Origin of the sequence: Sorangium sp. So ce381 (genome assembly GCF_051473845.1) — a bacterium.
Lineage (GTDB): Bacteria > Myxococcota_A > Polyangia > Polyangiales > Polyangiaceae > Sorangium > Sorangium atrum.
The window spans coordinates 2,896,289-2,921,462 of record NZ_CP150336.1 but is presented as its reverse complement, the minus strand read 5'-3'; the positions used below and the strand labels follow the sequence as shown (position 1 = coordinate 2,921,462).

At 70.1% G+C, this 25,174-nt stretch carries 16 protein-coding genes and 1 tRNA gene; 8 read left to right on the top strand and 9 right to left on the bottom strand.

Translation table 11 applies throughout. The features are described from left to right. Positions 1-144 precede the first annotated feature (144 nt). Positions 145-1,047 (top strand): hypothetical protein, encoded by a 903-nt coding sequence (locus tag WMF29_RS11170; protein ID WP_437328821.1) that lies wholly within the window; start codon positions 145-147, stop codon positions 1,045-1,047. A gap of 231 nt (positions 1,048-1,278) precedes the next feature. Here WMF29_RS11170 and WMF29_RS11165 read toward each other — a convergent pair whose 3' ends face one another. The 4 genes from WMF29_RS11165 to WMF29_RS11150 all read right to left on the bottom strand — a co-directional run bounded on the left by WMF29_RS11165 (position 1,279) and on the right by WMF29_RS11150 (position 5,562). Beyond that, positions 1,279-2,094 (bottom strand): ExeA family protein, encoded by an 816-nt coding sequence (locus tag WMF29_RS11165; protein ID WP_012238190.1) that lies wholly within the window; start codon positions 2,092-2,094, stop codon positions 1,279-1,281. After that, positions 2,091-3,446, bottom strand: a complete 1,356-nt coding sequence (locus WMF29_RS11160; protein WP_437328820.1) for a DDE-type integrase/transposase/recombinase — start codon at positions 3,444-3,446, stop codon at positions 2,091-2,093. Before WMF29_RS11160 ends, WMF29_RS11165 begins: the two co-directional genes overlap by 4 nt. A gap of 119 nt (positions 3,447-3,565) precedes the next feature. Then, positions 3,566-4,189: a hypothetical protein gene (locus tag WMF29_RS11155; protein WP_437325352.1), complete on the bottom strand. Its 624-nt coding sequence runs from the start codon at positions 4,187-4,189 to the stop codon at positions 3,566-3,568. 488 nt (positions 4,190-4,677) lie between these two features. Further along, entirely contained in the window at positions 4,678-5,562 is an 885-nt protein-coding gene (locus WMF29_RS11150; RefSeq protein ID WP_437328819.1) for a LysR family transcriptional regulator, read from the bottom strand. A gap of 98 nt (positions 5,563-5,660) precedes the next feature. Here WMF29_RS11150 and WMF29_RS11145 point away from each other — a divergent pair, with 98 nt between their 5' ends. From WMF29_RS11145 to WMF29_RS11125, 5 genes are all read left to right on the top strand, one after another. Further along, the gene (locus WMF29_RS11145) at positions 5,661-7,616 is read left to right on the top strand and encodes a multicopper oxidase family protein (protein ID WP_437328818.1); all 1,956 of its coding nucleotides are present in this window, start codon (positions 5,661-5,663) and stop codon (positions 7,614-7,616) included. 78 nt (positions 7,617-7,694) lie between these two features. After that, positions 7,695-8,732, top strand: coding sequence for an SDR family oxidoreductase (locus WMF29_RS11140; RefSeq protein WP_437331103.1), 1,038 nt, complete (start codon positions 7,695-7,697; stop codon positions 8,730-8,732). Between the two features lie 184 nt (positions 8,733-8,916). Next, positions 8,917-10,704: a thiamine pyrophosphate-requiring protein gene (locus tag WMF29_RS11135; protein WP_437328817.1), complete on the top strand. Its 1,788-nt coding sequence runs from the start codon at positions 8,917-8,919 to the stop codon at positions 10,702-10,704. 2 nt (positions 10,705-10,706) lie between these two features. Then, the gene (locus WMF29_RS11130; RefSeq protein WP_437328816.1) at positions 10,707-11,813 is read left to right on the top strand and encodes an enolase C-terminal domain-like protein; all 1,107 of its coding nucleotides are present in this window, start codon (positions 10,707-10,709) and stop codon (positions 11,811-11,813) included. Between the two features lie 9 nt (positions 11,814-11,822). Then, entirely contained in the window at positions 11,823-15,140 is a 3,318-nt protein-coding gene (locus tag WMF29_RS11125; RefSeq protein WP_437328815.1) for an FAD-binding and (Fe-S)-binding domain-containing protein, read from the top strand. Positions 15,141-15,228: 88 nt separating this feature from the next. Here the strand turns inward: WMF29_RS11125 and WMF29_RS11120 are convergent, their stop codons facing one another. Beyond that, positions 15,229-15,795: a vitamin K epoxide reductase family protein gene (locus WMF29_RS11120; RefSeq protein ID WP_437328814.1), complete on the bottom strand. Its 567-nt coding sequence runs from the start codon at positions 15,793-15,795 to the stop codon at positions 15,229-15,231. 232 nt (positions 15,796-16,027) lie between these two features. Here WMF29_RS11120 and WMF29_RS11115 point away from each other — a divergent pair, with 232 nt between their 5' ends. Beyond that, positions 16,028-18,253: an amylo-alpha-1,6-glucosidase gene (locus tag WMF29_RS11115; RefSeq protein ID WP_437328813.1), complete on the top strand. Its 2,226-nt coding sequence runs from the start codon at positions 16,028-16,030 to the stop codon at positions 18,251-18,253. A 208-nt stretch (positions 18,254-18,461) separates the two neighbouring features. On the opposite strand, the gene WMF29_RS11110 is transcribed toward WMF29_RS11115, so the two are convergent. Further along, positions 18,462-20,990, bottom strand: coding sequence for a catalase (locus tag WMF29_RS11110; RefSeq protein ID WP_437328812.1), 2,529 nt, complete (start codon positions 20,988-20,990; stop codon positions 18,462-18,464). Between the two features lie 594 nt (positions 20,991-21,584). On the opposite strand from WMF29_RS11110, the gene WMF29_RS11105 reads away from it, so the two are divergent. Then, entirely contained in the window at positions 21,585-22,823 is a 1,239-nt protein-coding gene (locus WMF29_RS11105) for a lipase family protein (protein ID WP_437328811.1), read from the top strand. A gap of 285 nt (positions 22,824-23,108) precedes the next feature. Here WMF29_RS11105 and WMF29_RS11100 read toward each other — a convergent pair. The 3 genes from WMF29_RS11100 to WMF29_RS11090 form a co-directional block, all read right to left on the bottom strand. Beyond that, positions 23,109-23,181, bottom strand: a tRNA-Arg gene (locus tag WMF29_RS11100). Between the two features lie 177 nt (positions 23,182-23,358). Then, the gene (locus tag WMF29_RS11095; RefSeq protein WP_437328810.1) at positions 23,359-24,387 is read right to left on the bottom strand and encodes a hypothetical protein; all 1,029 of its coding nucleotides are present in this window, start codon (positions 24,385-24,387) and stop codon (positions 23,359-23,361) included. 157 nt (positions 24,388-24,544) lie between these two features. Then, positions 24,545-24,952: a VOC family protein gene (locus WMF29_RS11090; protein WP_437328809.1), complete on the bottom strand. Its 408-nt coding sequence runs from the start codon at positions 24,950-24,952 to the stop codon at positions 24,545-24,547. Between the last annotated feature and the right edge of the window lie 222 nt (positions 24,953-25,174).

Below are 25,174 nucleotides of genomic sequence, written 5' to 3'. Positions count from 1 at the left end.
CCCGCTTCGAAGACCGAGGCTCCCGTCAGATCTCGGCGCGTCGGCGACGGCGGCCGGGGCTCCGCCGCGTTCTGCGGCAGTTGATCGTTGCGCGCGAGCGGCGAGTAATCCGGGATCCGTCTCGCAAGCTCCTTGCATGCTTCCATGACCATCGCCTCAATTCAAACAACCAAGATCGCAGCACACGAGAACACCAACATGTCGGACAAAATCGCAACGAACACACCAACAGCAACAAGCACAGACATGCACTCTTGTTCCATCTGCAGAAAGCCCATCCCATTCGAAGCGGCCGTATGCACCGAGTGCGAGTCAGTGCAGTTCTCTTATCGATGGCACGCCGTCGCCCGCCGCCTCGCGGCCGTGCTTTTAGTCCCCGCCATGGCATGGACGGCAGTGGCCTATTATCAGCGCACAGAGAGCGACCGCGAGACGACGCAGGCGGCGGCCGCCAGAGTCACCGAAGAGCTTCAGGAAGTCCTTGCGCTAGCGAGCGACTTTCAGACCGCCTTCGAAACGCTCGGGACCAATTGTACGGAGGCGGCAACAACATCTACACAGACATGCCTCGCCGAGTACACAAAGAGAATAGTCCAGCTTGATGACCTCGTGGGGCGCCTCAGCTGGAAGACGGGAATCTTGCCCCTCGGCCCGACTGCATATGATGCACACCAGACCTGGAAAGACGCTTACTGGCTCGCAGCACCGAAAAAAAGAGCAACCGAATACGGGGGTGTGCGGGTCGAATTAAAGAACGCGTTCTGGGCCATGAGCAAGGATGACACCCTACTAAAATGTCAGTACGACTTTGAGTCGAGCGACTGCGGAAAACGCGTACGCGAGATATTGGATCCATTCAAACAGAGGACCCTGGTCATGTTCTGCGAGTTCGAGGTCGACATCAACGAAAGCCGATTGGCGCTCTTCGAATCTCTCTCGTCAAGCACCGCGAGCCGCAATCTGACCACAAAAATGCGCAAACACGTAGGACAATCGTGGTGTGGGAATTTTGTACATGAGCGCCGTCAAAAGAACAACAAGGACTGAGGACCCTCGCCCGGCTCGCAAGTGTTGACGCTCACGCTGGCTGATGGTCGGCCGAGCAGGCCGCTGGATGGCCATCGCGGGCGTGCACGGTTGCGGTCAAGGACGACGATGGCCATCGCTCGGACGCGCACCGCAGGGCGGCTCGCAATGGCCATCGTCGTTCGTGGCCGTCGACGCCGGCGAGGTGTTCCTTCGCCGGCGTCGAGGGGGCGCTCGTCGTGTCGGTCAGCGTCAGCTGCCGTCCGTCCCCAGGTCGCCGACGATGCGCGCCATCACGTCACGCTCGACGAGTTTCTTCTTCCGTCGCGCCGCCTCGCGCAGCGCGGCGGTGGCCATGCGGTCGATCTCGCGCAGGCTGGAGCCAGCCGCCTCGTGGAGCAGCGTCAGAGCGTCCGCGGTGAAGACGTCGCGGTCGGCGCCAGCACGGCTCATCCGTAGCCGGACATACTCGCCGGTATCGTCGGGGACCATCGCGCCGATCGAGAGACGCCGCTCGATGCGCGAGTACAGCGAGCGATTCTTGCGCAGCTCAAGCCGGTCTTGAAGGTCAGAGAGTCCCACCAGGATCAGCGACAATAGGGCGCGGCTGTCCCATTCATAATTTAACAATATGTGTAGATGATCGAGCGTGTCTTGGTGGAGCAGGTGCGCCTCATCCAGCAGAAATACCGGATGGATGCGCTCGCGGCCGAGAGTCTCGATATGGGCGCTGACAGCGTAGAAGACGGCCGCTGCGGTCGCAGCGGGGTTGAGGCCGAGGGCGTGGCAGAGCTGGCGATAGAAGTCGCGGCGGCCGAGCGTAGCGTTGTGGCAGTAGGTCAGCCGGAAGCCTGCCTGAGGCAGCCGATGACGCACGGCCCGCAGCACACACGTCTTGCCGGCGCCGGGCTCGCCGACCAGCAGCACTTGGGCGTGCTCGTGCACGGCCTCGCACACCTCCTCGACGAGCTGCTCCTTGGAGGGCGGCAGCCACAGGTCGCCGTCCTGGATCTCCTTGGAGAAGGGGGCGGCGGAGAGGGTGAAGAAGCGGACGTAAGACTCGCTCACGTTGCACCTCCACGCTCGCTCGTGTCCTCGCCAGAGCCCGTGGACAGGCCGAGCGTCCGCGCGGGGTTGAAGTCCACCGGGCGTGTCGGCTTGTCCACCGCAGGCCCGCCGCACGGCAGCCGCTTGCGCCGCGCATTGCGCTGCGGATCGACCGGATGCAGTACCAGGCGCTTGCCCTCGTGCTCGACCCACGGCGGCTCGCCGGGCGCGACGAAGCACCGGGCGACGGAGACGATCTGGCCGGCGAGGTAGCCTTGATCGAGCTGCCAGGCGACGCCGTCGACGGAGATGATGTTGTCACCTGAGACGCGGCGCCGGGTGCGCTCGGTGAGTGCGACGCGCAGTGCCTTTTCGTCGACGACGCCCTCTGCGGCGGGGCGAGCAGCATAGACCTTCGCCGGGGTCTTGCCGAGCAGGCCCGCGTGCGGCGCCGGGTGATAGCGCCTGTCGAGGAAGGAGCGGAGCGTCGTGTTGATGTCGACCAGCGACGCCATGGCGCCGATATAGTTGAGACACCCTTCGCGCAGCGTGCGCCAGAAACGCTCCATCTTGCCGCGCGCCTGCGGGTCATAGGGCTTTGCATGCAGCAGCGTGATGCCGAGCCTCGCGCACGCGGTCTTGAGGACGTCGCCGCGGTAGGTGGAGCCGTTATCGAGGTAGAGCGCGTCGGGCTTGCCGTGGCGGCGCAGGGCGTCGACGGTCATGCCGAGCATGTCGACCTCCTTCTCGGTCGTGTGCGCCTCGAGGGCGATGACGTAGCGAGAGGCGTCGTCGAGCAGCCCATGGATGCGGATCGGCATCGCTTTGCCGCCGACGGTGCAGCCCGTCACGTGGCAGACGTCGCCGTGCCAGAGCGCGCCGGGACGCTCGGCTTGCCAGCGCAGCCGCGTCTTGGGCTCCCCCTCGGCGCGCGCGGCGCGGCGGCGAAGGCTGTACGCCGCATACAATCGCCGCACGGTGGGCTCGGAGACCTTGCCCGCCTCAAGCCGCCCCTCGTCGACGAGCGTCTTGAGGATGAGTGGCACCGAGGCGTCGGGGTGCTCGCGCCGGATGTCGAGCAGCAGACTGCGCAGCTCCTCCGACAGCTCCTGCGCGAAGCCGCGATCGCTGCGTGGCTGCGGGCGTAACCCGTCGAGGCCAGCGGAGCGATACGCATACAGCCAGCGCTCGAGCGTGGGCACGGCGTAGGTGCGCGTGCTGTGCGCGCCCGGCGGTCGAAACCGCTGCTCGCTCAGGGCGCGCAGCTCGGCGGCGAGCTGGCCGTGGGTGAGCACGCGGTGCATGAGAGGGCCGATGACCGTGGCGCGATAGATCGCCACGGTCTCGGCGTGATCGGTGGGGCCGAGGGCCATTGCAAGGGGTCCTTTCTGCGCCTTGCCGGCGCGCGGTCCTTGTCCGGGATCGGCGACGTTTTCGGCAGCGATCCTCTCAGGTGGGCGCTACGATTCGGGCTCCGAAGGGGCAGATGCCGTCACGCCGCGTGCGCGGCGCCGAAGAAGGCGCGGTGCTCGATCGGCAGCGCCCGGGTCGTCGGGTCCGCGCTCGCCACAAGCGCTACCGCGGCGCGGCCTGCGCGCTGGCGGAGCGAAGCGGCTGGAACGGGGTCGGGGGCTTCAGCAAAGAGGCGTCGTTGCGCGACATCGCGCACCCATCTGCGCAGCGTGGTCCAGCCGGTGACGGCGCTGTCGCCGACGATCCCCGCGGGGGCCACGCGGCGCCGGACCTCGGCCGCGGTCGCGAGCACAAGGCCCCAGAGCGCGAGGGCGAAGCCGATGGCGGAGGCGCTGTACAGGCGCCGGCCGAGCACGCCGCGAGGAACCACGAGGAGCACGGCGCCGCACGAGACGCAGCGATAGCGGCGGGCGGTCACCGTGAGCATCTCGGGCGGCTGATCCGGCCCTGACGGGCCCCAGACCTGCCGCTCGCGCTTGCCGTGGCCCTGGAGGCGAATGGCGCCGCCGAGGGGGCAGCTCGCGACGCCGCAGGCTGGGCACCGAGCAGGTCGCGCTTCGACGACCGTCGGCGTTTGCTGCTGCCAGCGCTTGATGTCGATGGCGCTCTGGACGACACTGCGACCGCTTCGATTCCTGGGCACGGGAACCGGAGCACGACGAGGAGACTGTCGGCCAAGATCAGGTCTCCTCGTCGCCTATTTTGTGGCCGGCCCCGCGCCGCTGCTCCGCTCCTCGGGTGGACCTACCCCGCCGTGAGTCGGGCGTGCGAGCAACGATAGCTGGAAATCTTCGATGGCTGAACGGAAGGGGCTGCGATCGGGCATCAGCGGCATCTTCGGACGACGCGAATGTGCTGGGAGGGGTCCATGGTGAGAATTTCGAGCAGCTGACCGGAATGCACGGCGCCGCCACTCTCCGAACGCCATCGCCCTCGTTGCCCGTGCGGAGCGAGCACGCTCCATGATGGCCAGCTTCGCCGGGCAGGGCTCCTCGCCATCAAGAAGCATGCTCGATAAGAGGAGCTTCGGCATCAACGAGAGTGCGCGGCAATAGCAAGTCGGCAGGGAAATTCGACGATCGAGAACATTAAAAATCCAGCAGAGTCCGCCGCCATCGAAGATGGGAATTTTTACAGCTTCCCGAGCGACGCGCGCACGTGCCCGATGAACACCTTGATCTTCGGTATCTCCGACAGCGCCCCCGGGACGCTGAGCCGCACCGGCCGCTCCTGCCCCACCACGTCGGGCAGCACCGGCACGAGCACGTCCGGCCCCACGTCGGGATCGGGCACGAGCGCGTCGGGGACGAGGCCGATGCCCAGGCCGGAGATGCAGCAGTGCCGGATGAAGTGGATGTCCGTCGCGATGAGGGCCGGCTGAACGGTGAAGGGCGCGCCCCGCCATGTCCGCCAGGTGCGCGCGTCCTCGCCCGGGGCCTGCCACGCGAACAGCTCATGGTGCTTCAGATCGTCGATCGTCCGTGGCGTGCCGCGCTTCTCCAGGTACGCGCGGCTGGCGATGAGCCACTCGCGGACGCGCAGGACGACGTGCGATATCCAGTGTCCGCTCGGCGCGTCCTCGCCGAAGTGGACAGCGATGTCGATGTCCGTGAGCGCCTCCCCCAGCGGATCGTTGCTGAAGCGGCAGTGGACGTGGAGCCTCGGATACGCGCTGCGAACGGCGGCGAAGAGCGGCGTCATCATGTGCGGCGGCAGCCCCACGGGCAGGATGACCCGCAGGGTGCCCGAGGGCGCGTCGCCCACCTCCCGGATCGAGGCGAGGAGCGCGGCGGCCTCCTGCACCATGCCGCGCCCCTTCCGGGCGAGCACCTGCCCGGCCTCGGTCGGCACGACGCCGCTCCGCACGCTCTCGAGCAGGAGGACGCCGGCGCGCGCCTCCAGCGACGCGACCTGACGCCGGAGCGTCGTGCGCGACGAGCCGAGCGCGCGGGCCGCGCCCAGGAAGGAGCCGGCCTCGACCACGGCGAGGAAGGCGCGAAGCTCTTCGAGGTCCATACACCCTGCCACTGTCCGCATTCTAGCCAGGGGTGACCGTCTTCGGCCATCCACATGCGGCGCCGCTCGATAGTGTCGCGAAAGGAGGAGACAAGTCGATGGCACGAGACGATTCGCACGCGCTCAGGCGCACAGGCTCGCTCGCGGCGCTGGCCCTCTCCCTCGCGGCGCTCGCAGGCTGCGGCGGAGGCGAGGAGACGAGCACGACGAGCACGACGCCGCAGACGACGTCCACGTACGAGGACCCCCCCGAGCTCCAGCCGGGCGCGGATGGAGCGTACGAGCTGCGTTTCGGCCCGAGCGAGGTCGAGATCGACGGGCGCCGGTTCTGTCTCCGCGCGTACAACGGAATGACGAGCGGCCCCACGATCCGCATTCCGAAGGGCGACGGTCGCAAGGTCCACGTGAACCTGCATAACGACTTCACGAAGAGCGACTTCCGCGAGATCGCGAGCATGATGGGCCATGGCAACAGGTCGTGCCACGACTTCAACCTGACGAACTTGCACGGCCACGGCCTTCACGTGCAGCCCAACTTCGCGACGGACGATCCCGCAGACCCGTGCGAGGGGGACGGCTGCGCGCCCGAGGGGAGGTATTTCGGCGACCACGTGCTGCACGAGGTGGGGCCGGGCGAGAGCGCGCGGTACCGCTGGGACCTGGACGAGGACGGGATCCACCACGAGGGCACGGACTGGTACCACCCGCACATCCACGGCTCCACGGCCATCCAGGTCATGGATGGGGCCGCCGGGGCGCTCCTCATCGAGGGCGCGCTCGACGAGCTGCCCGGCATCGCCAAGGCCAGAGAGCGGGTGATGGTCATGACGCAGGTGCCCATCGATCACGAGAACACGGTGCCCTTGAAGGAGGGAGAGGAGTGCACCGAGGACAGCCTGTCGGTGACCGACTTCCTCGCTGTCGAGTCGCTCCGGGCCACGCTGATCAACGGCAAGCTCAGGCCGCGGCTCACGACGCCGCCCGGGCAGGTGGAGCGCTGGCGCATGGTCTACGCGGGCAGCCCGGACGAGATGGGGATGAAGCTCCACGTGGCGAAGGACGCTTCGTGCTCCGATTTCGACAAAACGCCCATCGAGACGACGCAGATCGCCCGCGACGGGCTGACGCTCCCGCAGTTCTACAGGAGCGACACGGTGTGGGTCTCTCCCGGGTACCGCGCCGACGTGATGGTGAAGATGCCTGAAGGCAAGCAGACGCTCTGCCTCGTCGGGCGCCGGCCGAACGATCTCCTGGGGAGCGTGATCGCGATCGTGGACGTGGACCCGAGCGCGGGCGAGCCCACCGAGGTGAACCTGCCCGCGGAGGCGGACGTGGCCGCGCTCGCGCCGCCCACCTCGTGGACGGGCACGGTCGACGGCGAGCAGATGGAGGTGAGCTGCGATTCGGTCGAGACCGTGCACCAGAAGGTGGTGCTCCTCGTGCCCACGCCGGGGAGCAAGCCGCCCGATCTCAGCAGCGATGTGGCGCTCATGTCGTGTGACCCGGGAGAGCACCCGCACGAGGTCGATCCGGACGCCCCTGTGTGCATCTGCCCGGATCCGAACATCAGCTGCCGCAAGTTCGACGAGCGGCGCGCCCGCGGCTACCGGAGCGATCGCGTCATGACCGCCGGGAGCTCGGAGCGGTGGGAGATCCGCGCGTTCGACGGGCACCCGTTCCATATCCACATCAACCCGTTCCTCGTGTGCCCCAACAAATCGAACAAGGAGCCCAACTTCGCCCACTGGCGGGACACGATGTGGGTCCAGGCCGAAGACGGGCCGCGCGACGTGATCATGAACCCCCGGAGGTTCACGGGGCAGTTCGTGCTGCACTGCCACAAGCTGAACCACGAGGACGAAGGGATGATGGAGCTCGTCGAGATCTGCGACCCCCGAGATGAGGAGTGCCTGTGCCAGGGGACGGACGAGAGCGGCGCGTGCATCTCCCAGGCGGGGTGCCAGCCGGACGATCTCGCGTGCCAGTTCGCAAAGACGGCGACGGACGCGTACCCGGCGCCGCCGGCGCCGAACCCGCAGCTGTGCGGGCCGTGAGCTCCCCTCGCGGTCGCTGACTCGCCGGGTGGCATTCACGTTGCCTGACGCCGCGGGCGAGGTGAGAGCACGATGGGAATGGACGGAGGCAGGCGGCCAGAGGTCGTGGTGATCACGGGGGCGTCGGCGGGCGTCGGGCGCGCCACGGTGAGGCGGTTCGCGCGCGAAGGCGCGCGCATCGGCCTCGTCGCGCGCGGGCTCGACGGGCTCGAGGGGGCGCGGCGCGAGGCAGAGGACGCCGGGGCGAGCGCGCTCGTCCTGCCGACCGACGTCGCCGATTTCGCGCAGGTCGAGGCCGCGGCCGCGGCCGTCGAGGAGCGCTTCGGCCCGATCGACGCCTGGATCAACGTCGCGATGACGTCGGTCTTCTCGCCGGTGAAGGAGACGCGACCGGAGGAGTACGAGCGCGTCATGAAGGTCAACTACCTCGGCTATGTGCACGGGACGCTCGCGGCGCTCTCGCGGATGCTCCCCCGCGATCACGGGGCGATCGTCCAGGCGAGCTCCGCGCTCGCCCACCGGAGCATCCCGCTCCAGTCGGCCTACTGCGCGTCCAAGCACGCGATCGTGGGCTTCACCGAGTCGCTGCGCAGCGAGCTGTTCCACGACAAGAGCCGCGTGCGCGTGAGCATGGTGCACCTGCCCGCGATGAACACGCCGCAGTTCCTCTGGTCGAAGTCGCGCCTCCCCTACAAGCCACAGCCCGTCCCGCCGATCTTTCAGCCCGAGGTGGCCGCCGACGCGCTCTACTGGGCCGCGCACCACGACCGCCGCGACGTCATGGTCGGCCTCCCGACGGTCAAGGCGATCTGGGGAAACCGCGTGATCCCCGGGCTGCTCGATCGATGGCTCGCCCGGGTCGGGTACACGCGGCAGCTGACCGACGAGCCCGCCGATCCCGATCGCCCCGACGACCTGTGGGCGCCCGTGCAGGGCGACTTCGGCGCCCACGGCCCGTTCGACCGGCGCTCGAAGCCCTCGAGCCCGGAGCTCTGGCTCGACCTGCATCGCGGGTCGCTCGGCGCCTTCGCGCTGTGCGCGGCGGCCGTGGTCGGGTTCGGCGCGCGCCGGGCCGCCGCGCGGCGCGCGAGCCCATGGCGGCGCCTCCTCACGTAAGTCCTCACGTAAGCAAAGCGCCGTCCTGCCTGCCCGCGCCCTGCCCGCGCCCTGCCCGCGCCCGCGCGCATAGCGCACGCTCGCACGCGCAGCCGCGGCACGCAGCGCGCGGCGCGGCGAGGCGGCACGTTTGTCGCACGCCGCGCTGGGTCGAGCTCACGTACGAGCTCGCAGTGAGGGAATCATGGCCCAGACCGTCGGCGAGTTCCTGCTGAGACGCCTCGTCGCGTGGGGCGTCCGGCGCGTCTATGCCTATCCGGGCGACGGCATCAACGGGATCGTCGGGGCGTTCCACCGCGTTCCAGACCTCCGGTTCATCCAGGTGCGGCACGAGGAGATGGCCGCGTTCATGGCGTGCGCCCACGCGAAGTTCGCGGGCGAGGTCGGCGTGTGCCTGGCGACCTCGGGGCCCGGCGCGATCCACCTCCTGAACGGGCTCTACGACGCGAAGCTCGACCATCAGCCGGTCGTGGCCATCGTCGGCCAGCAGGACCGCGCCGCGCTCGGCGGGCACTACCAGCAGGAGGTCGACCTCGTGACGCTCTTCAAGGACGTCGCGCACGAGTACGTGCAGATGGCGTCCTCCCCCGCGCAGATCCGCCACCTCATCGACCGCGCGATGCGCATCGCCAGGGCCGAGCGCACCGTCACGTGCGTCATCGTCCCGAAGGACGTCCAGGAGCTCGACGCCGTCGAGCAGCCTGCGCACGCGCACGGGACCGTGCACTCCGGCATCGGCTACGCCTCGCCGCGCGTCGTGCCGAAGGAGGAGGACCTGCGGCGCGCGGCCGACGTGCTCAACGCCGGCAAGCGGGTCGCGATGCTGATCGGCCAGGGCGCGCTCGGGGCCGCGCCGGAGGTCATGCGCGCCGCCGAGATCCTCGGGTGCGGCGTCGCGAAGGCGCTGCTCGGCAAGGCGGCGCTCCCCGACGACCTGCCCTGGGTCACCGGCGCGATCGGCCTGCTCGGCACCAAGCCGAGCTGGGAGATGATGGCCAACTGCGACACGCTCTTCATGGTCGGCTCGAACTTCCCCTACCCGGAGTTCTTGCCGGAGGAGGGGAAGGCGCGCGGCGTCCAGATCGACATCGACGGCCGGATGCTCGGCCTGCGCTATCCGATGGAGGTCAACCTGATCGGCGACTGCGCCGAGACGCTGCGGGCGCTCATCCCCTACCTCAAGCTCAAGACCGACCGCTCGTGGCGGCGCAAGCTCGAGGAGAGCGTCGCCGACTGGTGGAAGGTGCTCGAGGCGCGGGCGATGAACGACGCCGATCCGCTGAACCCGCAGCGCGTCTACTGGGAGCTGTCGCCGCGGCTGCCCGACGACTGCATCCTGACCGCCGACTCCGGCTCGTCGGCGAACTGGTACGCGCGCGACATCAAGATCCGGGCGGGGATGATGGCCTCGCTCTCGGGCACGCTGGCGACGATGGGACCCGCGATGCCGTACGCGGTCGCGGCGAAGTTCGCCTTCCCCGACCGCCCGGTCGTCGCGATGGTCGGCGACGGCGCGATGCAGATGAACGGCATCAACGCGCTCATCACCGTCTCGAAGTACTGGCGCGAGTGGAAGGACCCGCGCCTCGTCGTGCTGGTGCTCAACAACCGCGACCTGAACCAGGTCACCTGGGAGCTGCGCGCCATGAGCGGCGACCCCAAGCTCGAGGCGTCCCAGACGCTGCCGGACTTCCCGTACGCGGCCTACGCCGAGGCGCTCGGGCTCCGCGGCGTGCGGATCGACCGCCCGGACCAGGTCGCGCGCACCTGGGACGAGGCCTTCCGGGTCGACCGGCCGGTGGTCGTGGAGGCGATCACCGACCCGGAGGTCCCGCCGCTGCCGCCGCACATCACCCTGAAGCAGGCCGCGATGCTCACGTCGGCGCTGCTCCGGGGCGACCCGGGCGGGCGCGGGATCGTCCGCCAGGCGTACCGCGACATGATCGAGAGCTGGATCCCGCACCGGGGCTGACGATGGCCGACGAGGAGCAGCGCGCGTCGGTGCCGATCGAGCGGATCGAGGTGGCCGCGTACACCGTCCCGACCGACCGCCCGGAGTCGGACGGCACGCTCGCGTGGCGCGAGACGACGCTGGTCGTCGTGCACGCGTCGGCCGGGGGAGAGCGAGGGCTCGGCTACACGTACGCCGACGTCGCGACGGCGCGGCTCGTGGCCGACCGGCTGGCCGGCGTCGTGCGCGGGCGCGACGCGATGGCGGTCCCCGGCGCGTGGGCCGCGATGGTGAGCAGCGTCCGCAACCTCGGCCGGCCGGGGATCGCGCAGATGGCGATCGCCGCCGTCGACGCGGCGCTGTGGGACCTGAAGGCCCGCCTGCTCGCGCTCCCGCTCGCGACGCTGCTCGGCATGGCGCGCGACCGCGCGCCCATCTACGGCAGCGGCGGGTTCACCTCGTACACCGAGGCCGAGCTCGCTGAGCAGCTCGGCGGCTGGGTCTCCGCGGGGATCCCGCGCGTGAAGATGAAGGTGGGGCGCGACCCAACGGCAGATCTGGCGCGCGTTCGCGCCGCGCGCCGCGCCATCGGCCAGGACGCCGCGCTGTTCGTCGACGCCAACGGCGCCTACTCCCGCAAGCAGGCGCTCGCGTTCGCCGAGCGGTTCGCCGGCGAGGGCGTGCGCTGGTTCGAGGAGCCCGTGACCTCGGACGATCTCGACGGGCTGCGGCTCCTTCGCGACCGGGCGCCCGCCGGCATGGACATCGCGGCGGGCGAGTACGGCTACGACCTCGTCTATTTCCGCCGCATGCTGGACGCCGGCGCCGTCGACGTCCTGCAGGCGGACGCGAGCCGCTGCGGGATCACCGGCTTCCTCGCCGCCGCGGCGCTGTGCGAGGCGCGATCGCTCGACCTGTCGTGCCACTGCGCCCCCTCGCTGCACCTGCACCCCGCGTGCGCGGTGCAGCGGCTCGCGCACATCGAGTTCTTTCACGATCACGTCCGCATCGAGCGGATGCTCTTCGAGGGCGCGGCGGCGCCCGCGGGCGGCGCGCTCGCCCCGGACCTCGATCGCTCCGGCATGGGGATCTCGCTCCGGCGCGCCGACGCCGAGCGCTTCGCGGTGTGAGGAGAGATCATGCAGCACGTCGAACAGGAAAAGAGGCAGGAGCGAGAGAAGGCGCCGGCGGAGGGCAGGCCGGCCGAGGCCGTCCAGCGCGAGATCGATCGCGGCGTGATCCGCTTCCCCGGCGAGCGGCGCGTGCGGCTCGCGCCCGCGGCCGGCCCCGAGGTGGAGGCGCTCGCGGACGAGCTCTCGCGTACGGTCGAGGGGGAGGTGCGCTTCACCGCGGGCGACCGGGCGCTCTACGCGACCGACGGGTCGAACTACCGGCAGCTGCCCATCGGCGTCGTCGTGCCGCGCCACAAGGACGACGTGATCGCCGCCGTCGCCGCGTGCCGCCGGCACGGCGCGCCCATCCTCGCGCGCGGGGGCGGCACGAGCCTCGCCGGGCAGACGTGCAACGTCGCGGTCGTGCTCGACTTCTCGAAGTACATGCGCGCCGTCCTCGAGCTCGACCCCGCGAACAAGCGCGCCAGGGTGCTGCCGGGCACGGTGCTCGACACCCTGCGCAACGCCGCGAACGAGTTCGACCTGACCTTCGCGCCGGATCCGTCGACCCACGAGTACTGCACGCTCGGCGGGATGATCGGCAACAACTCGTGCGGCGTGCACTCGGTGCTCGGCGGGCGCACCGCCGACAACGTGCACGAGCTGGAGGTGCTGACGTACGACGGCCTGCGGCTACGGGTGGGGCCGACGAGCGAGGAAGAGATCGAGGCCATCGTCCGCGCGGGCGGGCGGCGCGGCAGCATCTACGCCGAGCTGCGCGCCATCCGCGACCGGTACGCCGATCTCATCCGCGCCCGCTACCCGCGGATCCCGCGCCGCGTGTCGGGCTACAACCTCGACGAGCTCTTGCCGGAGAACGGCTTCCACGTGGCGCGCGCCCTGGTCGGCACCGAGGGGACGTGCGTGACGGTGCTCGAGGCCACCCTGCGCCTCGTCGGCTGGCCCAGGTTCCGTTCGCTCCTCGTGATCGGCTACCCGGACGTGTTCTCCAGCGGCGACCATGTCCCCGAGGTGATGCGCTGCGGGCCGATCGCCCTCGAGGGGATCGACGACCGGCTCATCGAGGACATGCGCAAGAAGGGGCTGCACGAGCGCTACCTGCGCTACCTCCCGGAGGGCCGCGGCTTCCTGCTGGCCGAGTTCGGGGGCGACACCCGGGACGAGGCCGACGCGCGGGCGCGCGACGCCATGCAGGCCCTCGGGCGCGGGGCGAACCCGCCGTCGATGAAGCTGTACGACGACCCCGACCAGGAGCAGGCGCTCTGGGAGGTGCGCAAATCCGGACTCGGCGCGACGGCGCGCGTCCCGGGCGAGCCCGACACGTGGCCCGGCTGGGAGGACTCGGCCGTGCACCCGGACAACCTGGGCGGGTACCTCCGCGACCTGCGCGCGCTGTTCGATCGCCACGGCTACCAGCCCGCGCTCTACGGCCACTTCGGGCAGGCCTGCGTGCACTGCCGCGTCGACTTCGACGTGACGACGCCCGAGGGCATCCGCAACTGGACCCGCTTCCTCGACGAGGCGACCGATCTCGTGGTCCGCTACGGCGGCTCGTTCTCCGGGGAGCACGGCGACGGCCAGGCGCGCGCGCAGTTCCTGCCGAAGATGTACGGCGAGGAGCTCATCGAGGCGTTCCGACGCTTCAAGGCGGCGTGGGACCCTTCATTCCGCATGAACCCGGGCAAGGTCGTCGACCCCTACCGCGTCGACGAGAACCTCCGCCTCGGCGCCGACTTCCGCCCCGCCGCCGTGGAGACGCACTTCCGCTTCCCGGACGACGACGGCGACTTCACGCGCGCGACCCTGCGCTGCGTGGGCGTCGGCAAGTGCCGGCGCCACGACGGCGGCACGATGTGCCCGAGCTACATGGTGACGCACGAAGAGGAGCACACGACGCGCGGGCGGGCGCGCCTGCTCTTCGAGATGCTGGAGGGGAGCGAGCTCCAGGGCTTCCGCGATCGCGAGGTGCGCGAGTCGCTCGACCTGTGCCTCGCCTGCAAGGGGTGCAAGGGCGAGTGCCCGGTCCACGTCGACATGGCCACCTACAAGGCGGAGTTCCTGTCCCATTACTACGCGCGGCGGCTGCGGCCGCGCGCCGCCTACACGATGGGGCTCATCCACTGGTGGGCCCGCCTCGGGCAGCTCGTGCCGGGGCTCGCGAACCTCGTGACGCAGACGCCCACGCTCGCGGCGGTGGCGAAGAAGATCGCGGGCATCGCGCCCGAGCGGAGCATCCCGCCGTTCGCGCGGACGTCGTTCAGACAATGGTTCCAGGGGCGGCCGCGGCGCAACGCCGGCGGACCGCAGGTCGTGCTCTGGCCGGATACGTTCAATGACCACTTCTTCCCGGAGACGGCGATCGCCGCGACCGAGGTGCTCGAATGGGCGGGCTACGAGGTGATCGTCCCGGAGCGCCAGGTCTGCTGCGGCCGGCCCCTCTACGACTTCGGCTTCCTGAAGACGGCCAAGCGCCTGCTGCGGGACGTGATGGGCGCGCTGCGCGACCCGATCGAGCGGGGCGTGCCGGTGGTCGGCCTCGAGCCGAGCTGCGTCTCGGTCTTCCGCGACGAGCTCCACGGGCTCTTCCCCGACGACCCGCTGGCGACGAAGCTCCGGCAGCAGACGCACATGTTCGGCGACTTCCTGAAGAAGGCGGCGGGGGGCGATCCAGGCCGTCCGTCGCCCGGCGGGCGCGGGCTTCCGCGCCTCGATCGGCGCGCTGTGGTGCACGGCCACTGCCATCACAAGGCGATCCTGGAGATGGACGCCGAGCGCGACGTGCTCCACGGCATGGGCCTCGACGTCGAGCTCCTGGACTCGGGCTGTTGCGGCATGGCAGGCGCGTTCGGCTTCGAGGAGGGCGCCAAGTACGACGTCTCGATCCGGTGCGGCGAGCGCGTGCTCCTGCCCGCGGTCCGGTCGGCGCCGACGAACGCGCTGATCGTGGCCGACGGCTTCAGCTGCCGCGAGCAGATCAAGCAGACGACCGACAGGCAGGCGCTGCACGTCGCCCAGGTCGTGCGCATGGCGGCGCTGCACGGCCCCGAGGGGCCGGCGGGCGACTACCCCGAGCGCGCCTACCTGCCCGGGCCCGCGGACGTCTACGTGACGCCGCGGACGACGGTGGCGGCGCTCGCCGCGGCGCCGGCGGGCGCGGCGCTCCTCTGGGCCGGCGGCCGCCGGCTCGCGGCCGAGCGGCGGCGGGCGCGGCGCCGCGAGCGGTGGCTCCCGGCCGCGGGCGTCGCGGCCGCGGCGCTCGCGGCGGTGGGGCTGCTCGGGCGGCTCGCGCGGCGCCGCGGGGCGCGATCGCCGGCGCCGCGATGATGGCGGGGCCTCGGGCGCGCGCGGGTGCGCGGGTGGAGGAACGCCTGCGCGCCGGGCTCCGGCGGCCGGGCCGGCCTGCGCTGCCCTGTCACGATCGCGCTCGGGCGTTCCTCAGCGCCCTCCACCCCTCCGGGAGCGAGAGCGCGAAGACGACCATGTTGGCCGTCAGGGCGACGAGGCAGTACGCGCACCAGGCCCTCTCCCGTCTCCGCATCTGGACGAAGAGCCACCCGGACACGGCCGCTTCGACGGCCGCCTTGGCCGCCACGGCGACGGGGATCCCGGGCGTGTCCCTGGCGCGCTCGGCGCCTCCCCAGCCGGCCAGCGCCAGGTTGGAGGCGAAGCTGGTGAGCGAGAGCGGCGCGTCCGGCAGCGTGAGCCCGAACGCGATATCGGAGCTCGTCACCTTGTCCGAGTCGAACCCTGGGAGCGGAGGATCGGGCAGGTGCTCGATGATCCCGAGCTGAAACAGCGAGACGACCGCCATGCTGGCGCCGCCCGCGAGGGACGCGACGGCGATGAGACGGCGCCGGGCGAGATCGCTCGATCGGCCGCGCCGGAGCGCGGCGCGAAGCGCGCCGGCGCCGGGCAGGCGCGGCGCCCGCCGCCGCCTCGCCCGCCGAGCATTGCCCGATTCGCCCTGGTCTTTCCTCATGATGTCACCCCCTCTCGAGCGCGCGCCTGCATGCGCCCGGCCCCGAGCGCCTGCACGGAAGGGCCGCACCACAGGCCCAGCGCCAAGACGACTCGATTCGACGATTTACGACAATCGCAAGCAATTGCAATGAAATTGCAAGCCATCGCAAAAGGGGGCTGGGATGGGAGCTCATGAGTCGACTCGTCGTGCTGAACCGGGGAGCGAGCGCCGGCCGCGATCGGACGCCGGAATGCGCGAGCGTTCGCCGAGCGAACGGCAGGAGCGCAAGAAGAAGGTGCTCACCCAGGGCACCTCCTCGATGGCGCAGAGCATCGCGGAGGCGATCGTCCTGAAGCAGGGCGGCGTCTTCCTGGTCACCGAGCAGGGCGGCACGATCCCCCTGCATGGCGAGCATGGCTTTGGCCTCTACTACCATGATTGCCGGTTCCTGAACGGCTATACCGTCGAGCTCGACGACACCCGGCCGGAGGTGCTCGCCTCGACCGCGGAGGCAGACCATGCAGGCGTCTTCCAGCTCGCGAACCCCCGGATCCTGATGCGCGAAGGGCACATCATGTCCGAGCACGACGTCGGCCTCCGGTGGGAGCGGGCCATCGACGGCGATGCGACCGCGGTCTACGAGAACATCACGGTTCACAACTATGCTCGCTCGGCGGTCGACCTCGAGGTGAAGCTGACCTTCCGCGCCGAGTTCGAGGACGTTTACGCGGTCCGCGGGCTCATGCCCGAGGCGCTGGGGAAGCACCACGCCCCCACGGCGAACGACGACGAGCTGCGCTTCTCGTACGATGGCGCCGACGGCCTCCAGCGCGCCGTGACCATCCGCTGGGGCTGCCGGCCGGACGCGATCGACGGCACCTCCGCGCTCTTCCGTGTCCGGCTGCCGCCCGGGCACAGCCAGCCGATCTCCCTCGTGATCTCGCTCTCGGAGTCCTCGGGCGCGGCGCCCGCCCATCGGCGCGCGCCCTCGTGCTCGGGGGCGGACGTCGCAGCGGCGAAGCGGCGGGGAGAGGAGCATCTCGCCGCGCAGGCGCAGGAGAGGGCCCACGTCGAGACCGACAGCCTGCTCGTCAATCGCGTCCTCGCGCGGTCGTTCACCGACCTGCTCCTCCTGCGGACCCCGCTCGATCACGACACGTTCTTCGCCGCCGGCGTGCCGTGGTACACGGCCCTCTTCGGCCGCGACAGCCTGATCACGGCGCTCGAGGTGCTGCCTTACCAGCAGACCGTCGCCGTCGATACGCTGCGGCTGCTGGCGCGGTTCCAGGCGCGCGAGCGGGATCCGTGGCGCGACGAGCAGCCGGGCAAGATCCTGCACGAGCTCCGGGTCGGGGAGCTCGCGCGGGTCGGCGAGATCCCCCAGACACCGTATTACGGGAGCGTCGACACGACCGCCCTGTTCCTGATCCTCGTGGCGCGGCACGCGGCGTGGACAGGTCGACTCGACGTCTTCCACGAGCTCAGGCAGAACGTCGACGCGGCGCTCGGGTGGCTGTCGAGCCCCGAGGCTCACCCGGAGATCAACGGCTACCTGGCTTACGACTCGACCTCCAAATCGGGTCTCGTCAACCAGGGATGGAAGGACTCCGGCGACGCGATCGTCAATGAAGAGGGGCAGATCGCGGAGCCGCCGATCGCGCTCGTCGAGGTGCAGGCCTATGTATACCTCGCCAAGTCGGGGCTGGCCGATCTGTTCGAGCGCGCGGGCGAGGCGGAGATCGCCGCGCGGCTCCGGCGCGAGGCCGCGGACCTGAAGGAGCGCTTCGAGCGCGATTTCTGGCTCCCGGAGCGAGGGGTGTACGCGCTGGCGCTCGTGGACGGCGGCCGCCGCGCCGCGGTGTGCTCGTCCAACACCGGACACGCGCTGTGGGCGGGCATCGCCGACCCGTCCAGGGCGCGGACATGCGCGGAGCGCCTGCTGTCGGAGAGCATGTATTCGGGCTGGGGCATCCGCACGCTCGCGGCGGACGAGGAGGCCTACAATCCGATGTCGTATCACCGCGGGACCGTGTGGCCCCACGACAACGCGCTGATCGTCGCCGGGCTGCGCCGCTACGGCCTCGACCGCGAGGCGCGCACCGTGTTCGGCGGCATCGTGAGGGCCGCCATGCATTATCAAATGTACCGGCTGCCGGAGCTCTTCTGCGGCTTCCCGCGCGGCGAGCACGGCGCTCCGGTCCGCTACCCCGTCGCGTGTCACCCGCAGGCGTGGGCCGCCGGGGCCGTCCCGTACATGCTCGCCTCGCTCCTCGGGCTCGAGCCCGAGGGCTTCGAGCGGCGCCTGCGCGTCGTTCGTCCGGTCCTGCCCCGGCTCGTTCGCCGCGCCACGCTGCGCGGGCTGGCCGTGGCGGACGGCCGCGTCGATCTGGAGTTCCGGAGGAAGCGGGGCGACGCGGTAGAGGTCGACGTGCTGCGGGTCGAGGGCGACGTCGACGTCGTGGTCGAGGAGCGCTGAGCCCGGAGCTCATTGGCCCCCTGCCGGCTGAATTGAATCCCTCCCCGATGCCCGTCGCGCGCTGAGGCGCGCCGCCCCGCTGGCGGGTGATGGTCAACTTTGCCCGAGAAAGATCACAGGGAGACGGGGAGATTTACTAAGTTTTTCTCCCCGCCTCCCCGTCTCCCTGTTCAAATTTGACCAGTACCCGCTGGCGGGGCAGGTCGGGTCAGACTGCCGGCGGCTCGGTCTGGCGTTGCCACGCGCGGTGCATGGCGATCGCCTTGATGAACGCCGGCGCCGCCGCGGCCACCGCGTCGTCCGGCAGGACGAGGAGGCCCGGATCGGCGTCCGCGCCGGCCGCCGCGGCCCTCACGCCCGCGGCCTCGGCGAGCGGCGCGGCCGACGCCGGCACGAGCAGGGGCTTGCAGTGGCGGTACTGGAGCTGGACGAACTCGACAGCGAGCCCGTCGCGCGCCAGCGCCGCCGCGCCCCCGCCGGGCGGCAGCGCCGCGGCGTCGAAGAGGACGCTCGGGGCCGCCTCGATCGTGACCTCGACCGGCAGCTCGTCGCCCTCGGCGGTGCGCACCACCCCGAGGCGCGCGCCGACGTAGCGGGGCACCGCGCCCGCCAGCAACAATGCGTCGTAGAGCGCGCTCGCCGCCGCCCCGCTCATGCCGTCGGCGACGAGGAGCGCGACGCGGCGGCCGAGGATGCGGCCATCGCCGGGCCGGGCGAACAGCGACAGGGCCGGCGACGCCGCGACCTCGGGGTTCTTGACGGGCGGCGCCACCATCGAGAGCGGCTCGGGGAGCGGCATGCCGAGGTCGGCCGCGACGCGCGCGGCCAGCCCCTCGTCCACGTTCCGCAGCATCCGGACCATGCGCTCGCGGATGGCCTGCGTCTGCACGCGCGTCAGCTCGAAGCGGAAGGCGCGCGCAATGTGCGCGCGCTCGACGGGCGTCTGGCTCGCCCAGAAGAGGCTCGCCTGCGTGTAATGGTCCGCGAACTTCTCGGGCTTCGCGCGCAGCTTGCTCGGCTCGGTGGCGGCCTGCTGCGCCAGGAGCCGCTCGGCGACCGTGGCGAAGCCGCGCGCGCCCGCCTGGAAGGGGCAGCCGCCGGCGAGCGAGTTGGGCTCATAGTTCACGCGACCGCGGTTGATCGCCTGGCGGTGGAACCCGTCGCGCTGGTTGTTGTGCACCTCGGCGACCGGCGCGTTGATCGGGATCTCATGGAAGTTCGGCCCGCCGAGGCGCGTGAGCTGCGTGTCGAGGTACGAGAAATTGCGCCCCTGCAGCAGCGGGTCGTTCGTGAAGTCGATGCCGGGCACGATGTGCTGCGTGCAGAACGCCACCTGCTCCGTCTCGGCGAAGAAGTTGTCGGGGTTGCGGTTCAGGACGAGCCGGCCGACGGTGCGCAGGGGCGCGAGCTCCTCCGGCACGATCTTGGTCGCGTCGAGCACGTCGAAGCTCCACCGCTCGGCCTCGGCCTCCGTGAACGTCTGGATCTGCAGGAGGTACTCGGGGAACGCGCCGCCCTCGATGGCCTCCCAGAGATCGCGACGGTGGAAGTCGGGGTCGGCGCCCGCGATCTTCACCGCCTCGTCCCAGTCGAGCGAGTGCGTGCCGAGCACGGGTGTCCAGTGGAACTTCACCAGCGTCGCCTCGCCGGCCGCGTTGACGAGCCGGAAGGTGTGCACGCCGAAGCCCTGCATCGTCCGGAAGCTGCGCGGGATCGCCCGATCGCTCATCTGCCACAGGACCATGTGCATCGACTCGGGCATGAGCGAGATGAAGTCCCAGAAGGTGTCGTGCGCGCTCGACGCCTGCGGCATCTGGTGGTGCGGCTCGGGTTTGACGGCGTGCACCACGTCCGGGAACTTCATCGCGTCCTGGATGAAGAAGACGGGGATGTTGTTGCCTACGAGATCCCAGTTGCCCTCTTCGGTGTAGAACTTCACGGCGAAGCCGCGCACGTCACGCACCGTGTCGGCGCTCCCGCGCTCGCCCGCCACGGTCGAGAAGCGCACGAAGACCGGCGTCCGCTTGCCGACCTTGGCGAACGGCGCGGCCTTGGTGAGCGAGGTGATGTCTTCGGTGCACTCGAAGTAGCCGTGCGCGCCCGACCCGCGCGCGTGCACGACGCGCTCGGGGATGCGCTCGTGATCGAAGTGGGTGATCTTCTCGCGCAGGATGAAGTCCTCGAGCAGCGTCGGGCCGCGCAGCCCCGCGCGAAGGGAGTTCTGGTTATCGCCGACGGGCACGCCCTGGTTCGTCGTCAGCGCCCGACCGAGCGAGTCGACCCGATGCTTCTGCAGAGGTCCCTGGTTCGGGTTTTCGCCCGGCGCCGCCTTGGCGCCGTTCTTCTCGGACTCGTTGCTCTCGGTGATCGTGCTCGCGGTCGCGTCGAGGTTCTCGGGCTTCGCCGTGGCACCCTGCGGCGGCTGTGGCATTTTGCCGCGTAGCGCGTACTCGGCGCTCTTGTTCACGTTCTCGGGAATCGCCGCGACGAGCGCTTCCGTGGCGTCGACCTTCGCGTCGAGGCGGTCGGCTGCCGCGGCGTTGCGGACAGCGGCGTCATCGCTGCTCGTCCCGCTGCCGAGCGCGGTCGCCGCGCGCTCGAGGAGGCTGCGTTTCGTCCGTGCCGCCCGCGGCTTCGCCGACGGGCCGCCCATCGATTGTTTCGCGCTGCCCGCGCCCTTTTCGGTCGGCGCCGGGTCTCTGGACGACAGCTTCGCGGGGTCTTTGCGATCGGTCATGACATGTCCTCCGGGAGAGCCGGCTTTCAGCAAAGAGCGCACCAGCACGCGAGCTTCAGGCAAGCGCGGGCGACCGGCGCACGGCCGAGCCCGTTGCGGTGCCTCGGTCGGCCCGCCGCGACCTGGTGGGGTGTCGCCGTGCCGCCGGCCGCGGGCGCAGACGGGGCGCGCGTGAGCCCGAGTTCCTCCGACCGCGAGGCGCGCCGGACAAGGCCCATCGCGTCGCAGCGCATCATCCCAGACCCGCCAGCCACCATTCGATCGGCCGGTGTTCGCCGTACTGCGGTGCGAGCGCGATCCATCAGAAATGAGGCTGCCGCCACCTCGGCCCCAGCGGTGAGCTGGCGAGAATTACATGAAATGTCGCGCCTCCAGGTGCGCCGCCGTATCACCCCTTTCCTGAAGCCATTCCGAATTACTTCCCGGACCAGGGCGGCGCTCCCTTGAGCTGGGCGGGCATCGACGCGTGGCCTCACGCCACACAGATTCAACACGGCGTCGCTCGGCACCTCGACCCGCCAAGGCGGTCTTCATGGCCAGACCCCGACATACCGACGCTCGCAATCACAGCACCCACAAACAACGGAGAAACAAATGATCTTTGAAAGCATTCATGCCGCAGGGAATTACATACCCGCAAGAATAGACAAACCAACCTCCACGACACACAAGGAACTAAAAGGCCTACGAGTAACAGCAGGCACGGGATTTTTTCAGACCATGACACAGCACTTGACAATGACCAGAAGAGGATTCTACGATCGCAAGATCGCCGAACTTCTTGCTTTCGCGTCATCATGGACATACTCGGACATCAGTACATATGCGTATGCGATGGCAAACCACGGCCTGAAGAACAACAACTGCGTTTCCATCACATTCACAAATGACGCACTGTTCGTCGACACTTCAGCGTTCATCCTGCAAAGCCAATTCAGGGACGCCGCGATCATCTCCTTCCGAGGAACAAAGATCCGTGGCCCGATCAACTGGCTCACCGACGCAACCGCTCGAAGAGAGTCCTTCGTCTCCGCTGGAGAAGTCCACGGTGGCTTTCACCGCGCCATCCGGGCGATCTGGCCTGTACTCAGGCCGTTGCTCATTGCCGTCGCCGAAAGGAGATCCGTTTGCGAAGAGCTCGAGTACCAGAAGCGAATATGGCTAAAGTCCTGCGGAGACACGACGCCGCATGAGTTCCCGAGCGACGAACCCACAGGTACAGTGGAAGAGCCATCGGCCGCAGCCGAGGGACCGCCTGCCCCGGCCATCAACGACCCCATCATCCCAAACGAGCCACCCATATTAATTTTGCCCGAAATGAAGCCGCCCGCGATTTACATCACGGGACACAGCCTGGGGGGAGCTCTGGCGGTTCTCGCTGGCGCGATACTTCATCGAGACGATGACTTCAGCACCCGGTTCGGCCCCGCCGTCCGTGGCATTTACACTTACGGACAACCGATGGTCGGCGATTCCACATTTGCCCACGAGCACAAGGAAAACATCGGCACCATCCTGTTCCGCCATATTTACGAAAGGGACATCGTACCTCACCTTCCACCCGTTACCATGGGGCGATTCGAACACATTGGCCGAGAGTACCACTCAACCGAAACAGGATGGGCGCTACAGGACAGGCCGACGCGTAGGGCGATAACGGCCGGCGTCAGCAACATCATTGGCATCGCGGCCTGGTTGACGCAGGACGTGCTCCCCGTCAGCTGGCTACGCCTGCCATTTTCGTGGGGCCACCACTCGCCGATCAACTATATGCGAGCGTCGATGATCGCCGATCCGGGTGCCGAGTTCGATCCCTTTGCGCCCACCGTGTGAGCGCTACCTGCCGTTGCGAACCGGGCGCCGCCCCTCACGTTGACGGTCCGTTTCGCCCGGCTCGCGCCTCTGCGGGAGCGCCTCCCGGAAGGCGCGGGCGCCGCTGGACGAGGTCGAGGAGCTCCTCGGCCACCCCGACGCCAGCGTCACGCAGCGCTACGCCCATCCCGCAGACTCCGCCCGCGATGCAGCGGCAAGGGAGACCCTTCGGGCGTCCGGCGTATGGGCCGATCGATCAGCCCATGACATCTGGGCCAGCTCTCGTAAATGCCCGAAATCCTTCGGCACCCCCGGCAAGAATTGAACTTGCGACCTTCGGTTTAGGAAACCGCTGCTCTATCCACTGAGCTACGGGGGCAGGGGCGACAGCCGCTACGGGCGCCGGACCCTGGCACACCTCGCCTCACGCATCAAGCCAGATCCCCAGCCACGCCCTCGTCCAGCCCGCTCTTCCGCCGCGCCTCAGCGGCCGCCGCTCCTCCGCCGGCGGCCAGCCCGCGCTCTCCCACCGGCCGCCGCCCTCCGCGCGCCTCGATCACCTCCACACCTCGCCCCAGAGCGCCGCCCCGGTCGCCAGCGCGGCCGCGCCCCGCATCAGCCCGGCCCGCAGCGCCGCCACGGCGCGCTCGCGGTCCCCCCACACCACCCGGGCGATCTGCTGCGCTCCCCGGTAGGCATGGATCGGCCTCACCACCTCGACCTGCACCTCGTCCCCGAGGCCGAGATCGATCCTCTCCCCCATCCCCTTCCCCCCGGCCCGCGCAGCGCTCCCCGCCCCGCCGTCCTCTCCCGCCGCCATCGCACCCGTCTCCCCCGCCTCGATCTCGGCTGCGATCCGCTCCGCGACCTCGTCCCCCGCCCCGCTCCGCTCCCGCGGCAGCTTCAGCACCCTCGCCATCGCCACCGCGTCGACCATGCACAGCCCCGCCACCACGGCGAACCCCATCGCCGCCACGAGGCGTTCGAGGTCGGGCGCCGCCGCCCCGGGCAGCCCCGACCCCAGCTGCAGCGCCACCGCGGTCACCGCCGCCGTCGCCGCCCACACCGCCCGCCTATCCGAGAGCGCCACGATCGAGCCGGTGCGCGCCCGCCCGACGCGGTTCGCTGCGCTCAGCACCACCGCGAGCGCCGGAACGAACGGCAGCGCGAACACGGCGCCGAACGCCGCGCCGATGATCATCCCCGCCGGCCCCGCCACGAGCCCGATGGTCATCCCGTTCACGACGCCGGCCACCACGATGGCCCACAGCGCCAGCATGCCCGCCATGAACGGCCCTCGCCGGGTCCACTTCCCCGGCGCGTCCACCCACGGAGCGTCCACCCACGGCGCGCCGTCCATCGGCGCCTCGCCCGCGCCCAGCGCCATCGCGCCATCTCCCCGGACGCCTCCGATCCGCGACGTCAGGTAGTGGCCCAGCAGCGCCGCGACGATCGGGGTCACGCCCGCGAGCAGGAAGCGGGGCACGAGCTCATCCATCTCGAGAACGTCGGCCGTGAGCCAGCCCCCGACGAGCCCGATCGCTCCGCAGGGGAGCACGAGCGACACAGGAGCATCAGGCGACATGGAATCGGACGTTGAACGCGGCATCTAGAAACCCTCCGGCTCGTTCGTTCCTCTTCGACGCGCGGGCACTCGAGCAGCTTCCAGCTCTCTGTCGCGCTGCCCGACCTTCCATCATCCCACCACGGCGCTCCACGCGCGCTGCACACGGTCCGCACCATCAGCTCGGCCCCGCCTGCGGGTGCGGGTAGTGGCTGAGCGCCACCAGGTTCCCGTCGGGATCGCGCGCGTACATCGTGTAGGCGCTCTCCCGCTCGACGACCACGCCCCCCGCGGCCAGCCGGCGACGCCACGCCTCCCGCTCGGACGGCGCGATCCCGAGGGCGACGCAGTGCCAGCCTGGCGCCTCATCGGCGCGCGTCGGCCCGGCGGCCTCCGCACGCTCCACGGCCAGAAAGGCGCCGCCCCCGAGATCGAGCCACACCGACCGCGGCGCTCCGGCGTCGTCCGTCCAGCGCCGCGCCACCGGCAATCCCAGGACGCCCGCGTAGAACGCCTCGGCCCGCGCCAGGTCGCGCACGACCACGGCGAGGTGATGGACCGACAGCGACGCTACCGTCCCGCTCATACTGCGCTCTCATTTCAGCGCCTTTCACGCGGCGACGCACCCGAAAAGCCACGCAGGCGCCGCGCGGTCGGCGCCTCGCCAACGCCGGGCGCTCGATCGGCCGACGCCGGGCGCTCGATCGGCCGACGCCGGGCGCTCGATCGGCCGACGCCGGGCGCGCGGCGCGCTCGATGTGCTCGACGCGCTCGATCACCGATGCGACCTGTCTTGCCCCGGCAGGGC